Here is a 13,003-nt window from a genome sequence, read left to right on the forward strand (position 1 = left end):
ACAGCTTTTTGTGCCCCGCGAGAAGTTTTTGAAATTCTTTCGAACCACCCAAACCCTCACAACCCACAGCACAGAAAAAATTAACTCCCTCGCTGCCTACCCCTCAGGGCAACCAGCTCAGGAGCACCGCGCTGTCGATGGACTGAAGTATACAGGGGTTTTCCCACCCCCGCTCGCTTCCCAATGAAAAATTTCTGATTTCAGCGCGGCAGCATGACTTCCTTATGAAAAGAGCCTGCTCGCGCAGGCTCTTGGATGAGGAAGGCCTGGCGGCCTTTCCCTTCTTCCCTACTTGATCGTGGTCCAGGCCGGGATCGGCCGGGCATCGGCGCGGTAGACCGTGTCGATGTTCTTGCGCATGGCCCAGGGGAGGATCTGGTGGTGCAGGGGGATGGTGTAGTAGTTGTCCTTGGCCTGCTGCAGCGCAGCGTGGATCAGCTGGTCGCGCTTGGCCTCGTCGGTTTCGGTCTTGATCTGGTCGATCTTGGCATCCAGCTCCTTGTCGCTGATGCGGCCGCCGTTATAGACACCACCGCCCGCCGCCCCCTTGGAGTGCAGCAGCGCATCCAGGGTGTAGAGCGCGTCGAAGGTGGCCACGCCCCAGCCAAACAGGTAGGCATTGGGCTCGGCGTTCATCACGCGGGTGACGAAGGTGGCCATGGGCGCGGTCTGCAGCGATGCCTTGATGCCGATGCGGGTCCACATCGCGGTGACGGCCTGGCAGATGGCCTCGTCGTTGACGTAGCGGTCGTTCGGGCATTCGAGCTTGAGGTTGAAGCCGCTGGGGTAGCCGGCATCGGCCAGCAGTTTCTTGGCGGCCTCAGGGTCGTACTTGTCGGAGCGCGCTTCGAGCGCCTTGGTCCAGCCGTGGACCATGGGGGCGATCATGGTGCCGGCGGGGATGGACATGCCGCGCATGGTGCGCTTGTGCAGGCCGTCGCTGTCGATGGCCATGTACATGGCCTTGCGCACGCGCACGTCCTTGAGCGGGTTCTTGCCGGTGGCGCCGGCGCCCGGCAGTTCGTCGCGCAATACATCCAGGCCGAGGTAGATGGTGCGGTTTTCGGTACCTTCGAGCAGCTTGAGCTCGCTGCTGCTCTTGATGCGCGCCTGGTCCTGCGGCGGCGGGTCGACCATGAAGTCGACCTGGTTGGAGATGAGCGCCGCGGTGCGGGTGGCGGCGGACTTGATGGGGGTGAAGACCACTTCGTCGATGTTGCCGGTGGCCTTGTCCCACCAGTTGGGGTTCTTCTTGAGGGTGAGCTTCACGTCGGGCTGCCAGCCGGTGGCGATGAACGAGCCGGTGCCGTTGGTGTTGCGCGAGGCGTAGCTCTCTTCCTTGCCGGCATAGTCCTGGGTCTTGACGGAGTTGTGCTTCTCGGCCCAGGCCTTGTTCATGATGCGCGCCTCGGTGAGCTCGCGCAGCAGGATGGGGTTGGGGCCCTTGAGGATGAGGTCGACGGTGTAGTCGTCCACCTTCTTGACTTCCTTGATGCTTTGCGTGGCGCTCATCATGTTGGAGGGCGGCGTCATGATGCGGGTGAGCGAGAACACCACGTCATCGGCGGTGAACGGCGCGCCGTCGTGGAATTTCACGCCCTTGCGCAATTCGAAGCGCCATTGGGTGGGGCTGATGGTGGTCCACTTGGTGGCCAGCGCCGGCTCGAGCTGGAAGTCCTTGTCGTAGCGCACCAGCGGCTCGTAAACCTGCTGCAGGAAGGCATGCGTGGTCTGGTGGTTCTGCGCATGGGGGTCGAGCGTGAGGATGTCGTTGGCGCCCGCCCAGCGCAGCGTGGTCGCCTGCGCCGCGCCCATGCATACCAGCGCGGCCAGCGCCAGCGCGCCGCGTCGCCATCCCAATGTTTTCGGCATGTTCAATCCCCTTTTCCAAGAAAAAAAAGCAATGGTCGCCGATAGCGACCATTGCCGAGGATTCTTATGAGGGCCGCCAGGCCATGGCAAGCCCTGATTTATACCTATAGGACTGGCGCCAACAAGGATGCACGGGCATGTCTGCATGGTGCGAACACCTTGCCCGATCCGAATTTGCGTCAGTCGTGGCCTATTTAAATTTGGGCAGGTTGAACTGCGGCGGCACGCCCAGGCGGGTGTTGATGATCCACTGCTGCGCGATCGACAGGATGTTGTTCGTGCACCAGTACAGCACCAGGCCGGCCGGGAAGAAGAAGAACATCACGCTGAACATCAGCGGCATGATCCACATCATCTTGGCCTGCATCGGATCGGGCGGCGCGGGGTTGAGCGCGGTCTGCAGCAGCGACGACAGGGTCATCACGATGGGCAGGATGAACAGCGGATCGGGCACCGACAGGTCGTGGATCCAGCCGATCCACGGCGCGTTGCGGATTTCCACGCTCGACAGCAGCACCCAGTACAGCGCGATGAACACCGGGATCTGGATCAGGATGGGGAAGCACCCACCCATGGGGTTGACCTTCTCCTCGCGGTAGATGCGCATCATCTCCTGCTGCATCTGCTGCGGCTTGTCCTTGAGGCGCTCGCGCATTTCCTGGATGCGCGGGTTGATGGCCTTCATCTTGGCCATGCTGGCGTAGGCCTTGGCATTGAGCCAGTAGAACGCGATCTTGAGCAGCAGCACCAGCGCCACGATGGACCAGCCCCAGTTGCCGATGAAGCTGTGCAGCTTGTCGAGCAGCCAGTACAGCGGCTTGGCCAGGATGGTCACCCAGCCATAGTCCTTGACCAGTTCGAGGCCGGGGGCGATCGCCTCCAGGGTCTTCTCGATCTGCGGGCCGGCGAACAGGCGCGCGTCGACGGTCTTGGAGGCGCCGGGCTCGATGGCGCCGACCGCGGTGATCTCGCCCACCGAGTACAGGTTGTTGCCGGCCTTGCGCACATAGATGTCGCGCGGGGTGCCGGGGTTCAGCAGCCAGGCGCTGGCGAAATAGTGCTGCACCATGGCCACGTAGCCGTTGTCGGCGGACTTGTCCACCTCGGCCTTGCCGTTCTCGATGTCCTTGAACTCGACCTTGTGGTACTTCTTGGCCTCGGTATAGACCGCGGGGCCGGTGAAGGTGGAGTAGAACTTGGACTCGCCCTCGGGCTTGTTGCCGTCGCGCATGAGCTGCAGGTACAGCTGCGGGTTGACGGCGCTGCTGCCGGTGTTCACCACCTCGTGCTTGACGCCGATGGCATAGTCGCCGCGCTTGATGGTCCAGGTCTTGACCAGCTTGAGCCCGCCCAGGTCGGGCGACTCGAACACCACCTGCAGCTCGTTTTGCCCATCGGCCAGCTCGCGCGGGCCGGGCTTCACCTGCATCACGGTCTTGTGGTTGGGGAATTCGCCGCCAATGAGGCCGGTCTGCGCCACGTAGACGCGCGCCGCGCTTTCGTCGAACAGGCGGAAGGGCTTGTTGCGGTCTTCCTGGTCCGCGTACTTGAGCAGATCGGCACCGACCAGCGAGCCGCCCTCGCCGTCGAAGGTGAGGCGGTACAGGTCGGTGGTGACCGTGACCTTCTCGCGCGCCGCAGCCGGCTGGGCTGCCTGCGGCGCCGGCGCGCCGCCGGGCACCGCATTGCCGTCGGCCGGCTTGGCCGCGGCCGTATCGGGCACGGCGCTGCCGCCCGCGGGCTTGCCTGCGTCGCCGGTGGCCGGCGCGGTCTGCGCGGCCTCGGGCGTGGGGAAGAAGGTGGGCTTGTGGCCGTTATGGATCTGCCACTTGTCCCACAGCAGGACCAGCGAGAACCCAAATATCACCCACAAGATGGTACGGCGGATGTCGTTCATGAAGACTTCTCGGAAGAGGATGAATCAGCGGTGCGAAGCAGGTCACTGAACCAACGGGGATGGCCGGGCACCGGATCGGCTCCGCCCGGACACCAGGGATGGCAGCGCGCCAGCCGGCGCACGGTCAGGTAGCTGCCCATGGCAGCCCCGTGCCGGGACAGCGCCTCCAGCGCATAGGCGGAGCAGGTCGGCTCGAAGCGGCAGGCCGAGCCCAGCCAGGGGCTGAGCAGCAGGCGGTAGCCGCGCACCAGGCCGATGAGCAGGCGCTGCATCATACGCCAGCCTTTCGGGGTGCCGGCGGCAGCGGCGCCGAAGACTGCACGGCACGGGCGAACAGCTGCTGCAGCTCGGCGCGCACGGCTTGCTTCAGCACCTCGGAGCTGGAGCTGATGAACTGCTTGCGGTCAAACCCGGCGCGCAGCCGCACCACATGCGCGGCCAGCTGCAAGCGGCCCGCGAACTCGGGGGCCACGCTGTAGATCTGCCGCTTGATGGCGTTGCGCGTCACCGCGCGCCGGGCCCAGCGCTTGGGCACCATCGCGCCCAGCCATACGCCCGGCTGCACGAACAGGGCCTGCGGCCCTTGCACGGGGTGCAAGGAGCCGGGCCCTGAGAGCTTGTCGCTTTCGCTGGCATCCAGCACCACGCGGTGCAGCGCGAAATGCGCGGTGCGTGCAATGGTGCCGCCTGCCAGCGCAGCCTGGAACTGCGCGCGTGTCTTCAGCCGGTGCATGGCATGCACGATCACATGCCGGCGGCAGCCTTAGACGGCCAGGCGCTTGCGGCCCTTGGCGCGGCGTGCGTTGATCACGGCACGGCCGCCCTTGGTCTTCATGCGGACCAGGAAGCCATGGGTGCGGGCGCGGCGGGTCTTGGAGGGTTGGTAGGTACGTTTCATGATGCTCAGTCCTTGAGGGGCTTGGTTCCGGCCATCTGGAGCCTGCCCAGGAAGGCAAAGCGCAATACCGGTGACGAAAAACAGCGCCCGGCTCCGGCGCATTGCCAGCAAACCCGGGGCCTTCGAAGAGATCGAGGGCCCTGGCCGCCGGCAACGCCACGCCATGGCGCACAAAAAATCACCCTGAAACTCAGGGAAACCGTGAATTATCGCAGTATCTCGCCGCGTTGGCAATGGATTGAGTTTTTACACAGGGGTTTCTCGATCATAATTGCCGCCCCCAACAACGTATTCACAACCTGTTCATAGCGTCGCCCGGTCCGCATGGTTGCCTGCGCAGCAGTTTGTGGATAACCCCTGCACAAGCTAGAATGGCCGACCGACCAACGTTCCTCGTTATCCACAACCCGAATATCCATGACTGAGGAACACCTTTCCCGTGAGATCGCAATGGAAGAAGCAGGCCTAGGCCAAGGCTTGTGGCGCGCAGTTGTCGAGCAGCTGGCCCAGGAAATGCCCGAGCAGCAGTTCAATACCTGGATCAAGCCGTTGACGGCCGTGGTGGCCGACGACCTGTCCAAGGTCACGCTGCACGTGGCCAACCGCTTCAAGCTCGACTGGATCCGCGCGCAGTACGCGGGCCGACTGTCGGCCATGCTCGAAGAGACTTATGGCCAGCCGGTGGCGCTGGAGCTGATCATCGCCCAGCGCGAGGCCGCCGCGCGCACCGTGGTGCGCCCCATGCGCGGCGCCGCACAAGGCGCAGGGCTGGGCGCGGGGCTCGGCGCAGCCCCCCGCGCCGCGGCCTCCGCCCAGGCGGCGGCCGCGCCCGCCGATGCCGGCTTTGGCGCCGATCCGGTGGCGGCCCCGGCAGCGGCCAGCGGCGAGGACGCCAGCGCCGCCGCCTTCCGCAACCGCCTCAATCCGGTGCTGACCTTCGACACCCTGGTGGAAGGTACCGCCAACCGCATGGCGCGCGCCGCCGCCATGCACGTGGCGGTCTCGCCCGGCCAGCTGTACAACCCGCTGTTCATCTACGGCGGCGTGGGCCTGGGCAAGACCCACCTGGTGCATGCCGTGGGCAACAAGCTGCTGGCCGACAACCCCGACGCCAAAGTTCTCTACATCCACGCCGAGCAGTTCGTCACGGATGTGGTTAAGTCTTACCAGCGGCGCACTTTCGACGAGTTCAAGGAGCGCTACCACTCGCTCGATCTGCTGCTGATCGACGATGTGCAGTTTTTTGCCAACAAGGACCGCACGCAGGAAGAATTCTTCAACGCCTTCGAGGCGCTGCTGGCCAAGAAGAGCCACATCGTGATGACCTCGGACACCTACCCCAAGGGCCTGGCCAACATCCACGAGCGGCTGGTCTCGCGCTTCGACTCGGGGCTGACGGTGGCGATCGAGCCGCCCGAGCTGGAGATGCGCGTGGCGATCCTGATCAACAAGGCCCGCTCCGAGCACACCGAGATGCCCGAGGAAGTGGCCTTCTTCGTGGCCAAGAACGTGCGCTCGAACGTGCGCGAGCTCGAAGGCGCGCTGCGCAAGATCCTGGCGTACTCGCGCTTCAACCAGAAAGAGATTTCCATCCAGCTCGCGCGCGATGCGCTGCGCGACCTGCTGTCGATCCAGAACCGCCAGATCAGCGTGGAGAACATCCAGAAGACGGTGGCCGACTACTACAAGATCAAGGTCGCCGACATGTACAGCAAGAAGCGCCCGGCCTCCATCGCGCGGCCGCGCCAGATCGCGATGTACCTGGCCAAGGAGCTGACGCAAAAAAGCCTGCCCGAGATCGGCGAGCTCTTCGGCGGCCGCGACCACACCACGGTGCTGCACGCGGTGCGCAAGATCGGCGCCGAGCGCCAGCAGCTCACCGACCTGAACCAGCAATTGCATGTGCTGGAGCAGACGCTCAAAGGCTGAGGCTAAGATGCCCGGATTTCCCATCAATTTCGCGAACATTGACAAGAGGTAGAGGTTGAAATGATCGTTCTGAAGGCCACCCAAGACAAAGTCATCGGCGTGCTGCAGTCCGTGTCCGGCATCGTCGAGCGGCGCCACACCCTGCCCATTCTTGCCAATGTGCTGATCAAGAAGACCGGCAACGCGCTGCAGCTGACCACCAGCGACCTGGAGATCCAGATCCGCACCACGGCCGAGCTGGGCGGCGACGCGGGCGACTTCACCACCACCGTGGGCGCGCGCAAGCTGATCGACATCCTCAAGACCATGCCCGGCGACCAGACCGTGAGCCTGGAGACCCAGCAGAACAAGATCGTGCTCAAGGGCGGCAAGAGCCGCTTCACGCTGCAGACGCTGCCGGCCGAGGATTTCCCGCTGGTGCAGGAGGCGCCATCGTTCGGCCCGGTGTTCAGCGTGCCGCAGAACGTGCTCAAGAGCCTGCTGGGCCAGGTCTCGTTCGCGATGGCGGTGCAGGACATCCGCTACTACCTCAACGGCATCCTGTTCGTGGCCGAGGGCAACACCCTCTCGCTCGTGGCCACCGACGGCCACCGCCTGGCGTTTGCGAGCAGCCAGCTGGATGTGGAAGTGCCCAAGCAGGAAGTGATCCTGCCGCGCAAGACCGTGCTGGAGCTGCAGCGCCTGCTGTCGGACGCCAGCGGCGACAACCAGCCGGTGATCGAGATGCAGTTCGCCAGCAACCAGGCGCGCTTCACCTTTGGCGGCATGGAATTCGTCACCAAGCTGGTCGAGGGCAAGTTCCCCGACTACAACCGCGTGATCCCGCGCACCCACCCCAACAGCGTCACCCTGGGGCGCGCGCCGCTGCTGGCCAGCCTGCAGCGCTCGGCCATCATGACCAGCGACAAGTTCAAGGGCGTGCGCCTGACCATCGAGCCCGGCACGCTGCGCGTGGCAGCCAACAACGCCGAGCAGGAAGAGGCCATGGACGAGCTGGACATCGACTACGGCGGCCCCTCGGTGGAAGTCGGCTTCAACGTGACCTACCTGATCGACGTGCTCACCAACATGGGCCAGGACATGGTGCGCATCGACTTTGCCGACAGCAACAATTCCGCGCTCATCACCAATCCCGAGGTCGAGGCATTCAAGTACGTGGTGATGCCGATGCGCATGTAAGTGAGCGCACCCATTTGTTTACAAAAAAGGAGCAGCTGGCGCTTGCCAGGGCTCATTTTTCGATAAGAATCTATTTGAATTCCAACAAGGACAAGCGCCACCAGCTCTTGTTTTTGCAGCACAAGGCAGCTTCATGAGCGAAGAGAACCAGCCAGTACCCCAGGCCAACACCCCCGCAGGCGCCGACAGCGGCTACGGCGAAGGCGCCATCCAGATCCTCGAAGGCCTGGAGGCCGTGCGCAAGCGCCCTGGCATGTACATCGGCGACACCTCGGACGGCACCGGCCTGCACCACCTGGTGTTCGAGGTGGTGGACAACTCCATCGACGAGGCGCTGGCCGGCTACTGCGACGACATCGTCGTCACCATCCATGCCGACAACTCGCTGTCGGTGGTGGACAACGGCCGCGGCATCCCCACCGGCGTGAAGATGGACGACAAGCACGAGCCCAAGCGCTCGGCCGCCGAGATCGCACTCACCGAGCTGCACGCCGGCGGCAAGTTCAACCAGAACAGCTACAAGGTCTCGGGCGGCCTGCACGGCGTGGGCGTCTCCTGCGTGAACGCGCTGTCGATCAAGCTGCGCCTCATCGTGCGCCGCGAAGGCCAGGTGCACCAGATCGACTTCTCGCGCGGCCAGGTGCAAAACCGCCTGATCGAGCTGGTGGACGGCGTCGAAGTCTCGCCGATGCGCATCGTCGGCCAGACCGAAAAACGCGGCACCGAAGTGCACTTCCTGCCCGATACCGAGATCTTCAAGGAAAACCACGAATTCCGCTACGAAGTGCTGGCCAAGCGCCTGCGCGAACTCTCGTTCCTGAACAACGGCGTGCGCATCCGCTTGAAGGACGAGCGCGACGGCCGGGAAGACGACTTCTCGGGCGCCGGCGGCGTGCAAGGCTTCGTGCAGTTCATCAACGCCAACAAGAAGGTGCTGCACCCCACCGCCTTCCACGCCACCGGCAGCCGCCCGGCCGAGAGCTACGGCGGCATCCCCGGCACCGAGATCGGCGTCGAGGTGGCCATGCAGTGGAACGACGGCTACAACGAGAACGTGCTGTGCTTCACCAACAACATCCCGCAGCGTGACGGCGGCACCCACCTGACCGGCCTGCGCGCCGCGATGACGCGCGTGATCGGCAAGTACATCGAAACCAACGAACTGGCCAAGAAGGCCAAGGTCGAAGTCACCGGCGACGACATGCGCGAAGGCCTGTGCTGCGTGCTCAGCGTGAAGGTGCCCGAGCCCAAGTTCAGCAGCCAGACCAAGGACAAGCTGGTCTCCAGCGAAGTGCGCGCGCCGGTGGAAGACATCGTCGCCAAGGCGCTGACCGAGTACCTCGAAGAAAAGCCCACCGACGCCAAGATCCTCTGCGGCAAGATCGTCGAGGCCGCGCGCGCCCGCGAAGCCGCCCGCAAGGCACGTGAAATGACCCGCAGAAAAGGGGTTCTCGACGGCATGGGCCTGCCCGGCAAGCTCGCCGACTGCCAGGAAAAAGACCCGGCGCTGTCCGAAATCTACATCGTCGAGGGCGACTCCGCCGGCGGCTCGGCCAAGCAGGGGCGCGACCGCAAGTTCCAGGCCATCCTGCCGCTGCGCGGCAAGATCCTGAACGTGGAAAAGGCGCGCTACGAAAAACTGCTGTCCAGCAACGAAATCATCACCCTGATCACCGCCCTGGGCACCGGCATCGGCAAGGCCAGCATCGAATCGGGCAAGAGTAGCAGCGACGACTACGACCTGGCCAAGCTGCGCTACCACCGCATCATCATCATGACCGACGCGGACGTGGACGGCGCCCACATCCGCACCCTGCTGCTCACCTTCTTCTACCGCCAGATGCCCGACCTGGTCGAGGCCGGCCACATCTACATCGCCCAGCCGCCGCTGTACAAGGTGAAGAACGGCAAGGAAGAGCTGTACCTGAAGGACGGCGGCGCGCTCAACGAATACCTGCTGCGCATCGCGCTGCGCGACGCCAGCGTCGCCACCGGCGGCGAGCATCCGCGCACCATCGAAGGCGAAGAGCTGGCCCGCCTGGCCCAGATGCACCTGGCGGCCGAAACGGTGATCGAGCGCCTGTCGGCCCACCTCGACGCCGAGGCGCTGCGCGCGATTGCCGACGGCGTGCAGATCAAGCTCGACACGCTGGACGACGCGATGACCTGCGCCCCGGTGCTCGAGGCCAAGCTGCGCGAACTCTCCACCACCGGCGTGCCCGCCGAAGTCAACGGCGAGCTCGATCCGCACACCGAAAAGCCCATCCTGCGCATCAGCCGCCACCACCACGGCAACATCAAGAGCTCCATCATCACGCAGGAGTTCGTCGACGGCCACGACTACGCGGCCCTCGCCGCCGAGGCCCAGAACTTCCACGGCCTGCTGGCAGAAGGCGCCAAGGTCAGCCGCGGCGAAGGCGACAAGGCCAGGAGCGAGAAGGTGGACGACTTCCGCCAGGCCATGCAATGGCTGATCCGCGAGGCCGAGCGCACCACCGCGCGCCAGCGCTACAAGGGCCTGGGCGAGATGAACCCCGAGCAGCTGTGGGAAACCACCATGGACCCCACCGTGCGCAGCCTGCTGCAGGTGAAGATCAACGACGTGGTCGAGGCCGACCGCGTCTTCACCATGCTGATGGGCGACGAGGTGGAGCCGCGCCGCGACTTCATCGAGACGAATGCGCTCAGGGCGGGGAATATTGATGTTTGATGTGCCCGTCCACCCGTAGGGCGCCGTATTGTTTGCGACTCGCGGCGCAACTCTGCGACTGGATGCCAAGATAGCTGCAATCGCCCTACTTGGCCATCAATTTCCTGAGCAGCACACTGTATGGCTGCTAAAAGAAAAAGCCTGATGTGATGCATCAGGCTTTTCTTGTCTTAACACAGGCCGCAGGACCATATAACCCACAGCCGGCTGCCGCCAGTGACGGAAGACTTCTCACGCCCCATTGCTGACGTTCCACTTTGGCCTGCAGGCGTCCACTTTGCAGTGTGGATTCAATCGGTCGATGCAACACAATGGCCTCCAGCGTCGTCCGCAGGTTGGCCGTCGGACGCAGTTCGAAGTTCTCGCCCCAGTTTTCAGCGTAGCGGCGGGTGCGCGCCTTGATGGTCTGCCAGCTCCGCGGCTTGTGGTCAGAGTTCGCAGCGATGCTCAGAATGCCTTACCACTGACGCCGGAAGTCTCGGGCTGCCTCTTGCACAGCCAGACCTTGCCGGAGCACCCGCCCCGTTCTGCACTCAGTTCGCCCCTCAGAGCAGCATCCCGCCCGACACCTCCACCGTCTGCCCGGTCATCCAGCCATTGCCTGGCCGCAGCAGCGTCGCGATGGCACCGCCGATGTCGTCGGGCAGGCCGACACGCCCTTGCGCCGTCACCGATGCAACGAAGGCGTTGACGGCCTTGTTGTCGCGCACGGCACCCCCGCCGAAGTCGGTCTCGATGGCACCCGGCGCGATGGCGTTGACGGCGATGCCGCGCGCGCCCAGCTCCTTGGCCTGGTAGCGCGTCAGCACCTCGATGCCGCCCTTCATCGCCCCGTAGGCCGCGAAGCCAGGCAGCACGAAGCGCGCCAAGCCCGATGACACGTTCAGGATGCGCCCGCCGTCGGCGATCAGGGGCAGCAGCGCCTGGGTGAGGAAGAAGGGCCCCTTCAGGTGGACCGCGGCCAGTTCGTCGAACTGCGCTTCGGTGCACTGGGCGAAGGGTACGTTGATGCCGATGCCGGCGTTGTTGACCAGAATGTCGAACTGCGGGCGGTGCCAAGTTTCGTCCAGCGCATGCTTCAAGGTTGCGGCAAAGTCCGCGAAGCGACCGGACTGCGTCACGTCCAGGGGCAGGGCCACAGCACGGCGGCCCAGCGCCTCGATGTCGGCAACGGCTGCCCGAGCCTCGTCGGCCCGGCTACGGTAAGTCAGGACGACGTCCACCCCCTCGCGTGCGAGGTGGAGCGCGGCGTTACGGCCCAGGCCGCGGCTGCCGCCGGTGATGAGTGCGATGCGATGGTCGGTGTGCATGAAGAGGTTCCTTGGTGCTGTGCGATGCAACAGACTTTATTGAAAGACAATCTCCCGATAAAGACCGGCTACTCGCCTTCACTGTCTCGATGGAGTTGACAATGGACCTGGAATCCTTGCGGGTGTACCTGCAGGTGGTGGAAAGCACGAGCTTCACCCGCGCGGGCGAGCGCCTGGGCCTGACCCGCGCCCGTGTTTCCGCCGTGGTGCAGCGGCTGGAGGCTGAGCTGGGTACCCGCCTGCTCCAGCGCACCACGCGCACCGTGCAGGTCACGGACGATGGCCGCCAGCTCGCCGAGCGTGCCCAGGCTCTTCTGGCCGAGGCCGACGAGGTCCATTCCCTGTTCCGGCAGCAGCCGGCCACCCTGCGCGGACGGGTGCGTGTGGACATGCCGCTGCTGCTGGCGGCGCGCACCGTTATTCCCCGGCTGCCCGCGTTCCTGACCGCACATCCGCACATGGAGGTGGCACTCAGCAGCACCGACCGGCGTGTGGACCTGGTCCACGAAGGCTTCGACTGCGTCGTCCGCGTCGGCGTGCTGCAGGACTCGGGGCTGGTCGCGCGCCCGCTCGGCCACATGCAGCAGGTCAACCTGGCCGCGCCGGCCTACCTGGCGGCCTTCGGCACGCCGCGCACGTTGGCCGAACTCGATGGCCACCGCCTCGTACGCTACTCGGCCGACATGGGCGGGGGAAGCGCGGCCTTCGAATACATGGAAGAGGGCAAGATGCGCACGCGCCCCATACCGGAGGCTGTCACCGTGAACAACAGCCTGGCCTATGAGGCGGCCTGCCTTGCCGGCCTGGGCATCATCCAGGCGCCCGCCTTCGGGCCGAAGGCCGAGCTCATGGCGACCGGGCAGTTGGTGGAGATTCTTTCTGCCTGGCGGCCACAGCCGTTGCCGGTGACGCTGCTCTATGCCCACCGCCACCACGTTCCGCGACGGCTGCAGGCCTTCATGGACTGGGTCGCGGAGACGGTGAGCGGGGCGTTATAGGCGTCCGGGTTCTGGCATGCGCCAATCCGAACCTTGTCTACGCACCAGGGCTCGCTTGCGGTAGCGGGCTGCTTCATTCCGTGAGATTTTTCCTATACGGGCTCAGCCCTCGTTGACGGTCAGCCAATTCCCCGCCGCGCGCCAACGCTGTCTGTGGGTGTTGACCATTTTGGAATAATCATTACATAATTTGCGCGAGCTGCCCATTGG

Annotated in this window: 11 protein-coding genes; 5 read left to right on the forward strand and 6 right to left on the reverse strand. The window is 64.7% G+C overall.

The features are described from left to right. Positions 1-187, forward strand: a 187-nt coding sequence (locus tag ACODRX_RS08600; protein ID WP_488870947.1) for a hypothetical protein, incomplete at its 5' end; no start/stop codon positions are given. 101 nt (positions 188-288) lie between these two features. Here the strand turns inward: ACODRX_RS08600 and ACODRX_RS08605 are convergent. From ACODRX_RS08605 to rpmH, 5 genes are all read right to left on the reverse strand, one after another. After that, positions 289-1,872: an ABC transporter substrate-binding protein gene (locus ACODRX_RS08605; RefSeq protein WP_488870949.1), complete on the reverse strand. Its 1,584-nt coding sequence runs from the start codon at positions 1,870-1,872 to the stop codon at positions 289-291. 190 nt (positions 1,873-2,062) lie between these two features. After that, entirely contained in the window at positions 2,063-3,769 is a 1,707-nt protein-coding gene (yidC, locus tag ACODRX_RS08610) for a membrane protein insertase YidC (RefSeq protein ID WP_488870951.1), read from the reverse strand. After that, positions 3,766-4,044, reverse strand: a complete 279-nt coding sequence (gene yidD, locus ACODRX_RS08615; protein WP_488870953.1) for a membrane protein insertion efficiency factor YidD — start codon at positions 4,042-4,044, stop codon at positions 3,766-3,768. Before yidD ends, yidC begins: the two co-directional genes overlap by 4 nt. Then, positions 4,041-4,502 carry a ribonuclease P protein component gene (locus ACODRX_RS08620; RefSeq protein ID WP_488871130.1) on the reverse strand — a complete coding sequence of 154 codons (462 nt, stop codon included), beginning with the start codon at positions 4,500-4,502 and terminating at the stop codon, positions 4,041-4,043. The genes yidD and ACODRX_RS08620 overlap by 4 nt, the downstream gene beginning before the upstream one ends. A gap of 30 nt (positions 4,503-4,532) precedes the next feature. Further along, the gene (gene rpmH / locus ACODRX_RS08625) at positions 4,533-4,667 is read right to left on the reverse strand and encodes a 50S ribosomal protein L34 (RefSeq protein ID WP_012207856.1); all 135 of its coding nucleotides are present in this window, start codon (positions 4,665-4,667) and stop codon (positions 4,533-4,535) included. Positions 4,668-5,084: 417 nt separating this feature from the next. Between rpmH and dnaA the strand changes: the two genes are divergently transcribed. The 3 genes from dnaA (at position 5,085) to gyrB (ending at position 10,485) form a co-directional block, all read left to right on the forward strand. Next, on the forward strand, positions 5,085-6,596 hold the full coding sequence (gene dnaA, locus ACODRX_RS08630; protein WP_488870956.1) for a chromosomal replication initiator protein DnaA: 1,512 nt from the start codon (positions 5,085-5,087) through the stop codon (positions 6,594-6,596). A 60-nt stretch (positions 6,597-6,656) separates the two neighbouring features. Next, a complete protein-coding gene (gene dnaN, locus ACODRX_RS08635; RefSeq protein ID WP_488870958.1) occupies positions 6,657-7,775 on the forward strand; it encodes a DNA polymerase III subunit beta in 1,119 nt (372 codons plus the stop codon). A gap of 133 nt (positions 7,776-7,908) precedes the next feature. Further along, entirely contained in the window at positions 7,909-10,485 is a 2,577-nt protein-coding gene (gene gyrB, locus ACODRX_RS08640) for a DNA topoisomerase (ATP-hydrolyzing) subunit B (protein ID WP_488870959.1), read from the forward strand. Between the two features lie 545 nt (positions 10,486-11,030). Here gyrB and ACODRX_RS08645 read toward each other — a convergent pair. Then, entirely contained in the window at positions 11,031-11,795 is a 765-nt protein-coding gene (locus tag ACODRX_RS08645) for an SDR family NAD(P)-dependent oxidoreductase (RefSeq protein ID WP_488870960.1), read from the reverse strand. Between the two features lie 95 nt (positions 11,796-11,890). On the opposite strand from ACODRX_RS08645, the gene ACODRX_RS08650 reads away from it, so the two are divergent. Further along, positions 11,891-12,793, forward strand: coding sequence for a LysR family transcriptional regulator (locus ACODRX_RS08650; protein ID WP_488871131.1), 903 nt, complete (start codon positions 11,891-11,893; stop codon positions 12,791-12,793). The last annotated feature ends 210 nt before the right edge of the window (positions 12,794-13,003 follow it).

The organism is Comamonas sp. FG99 (assembly GCF_057808605.1).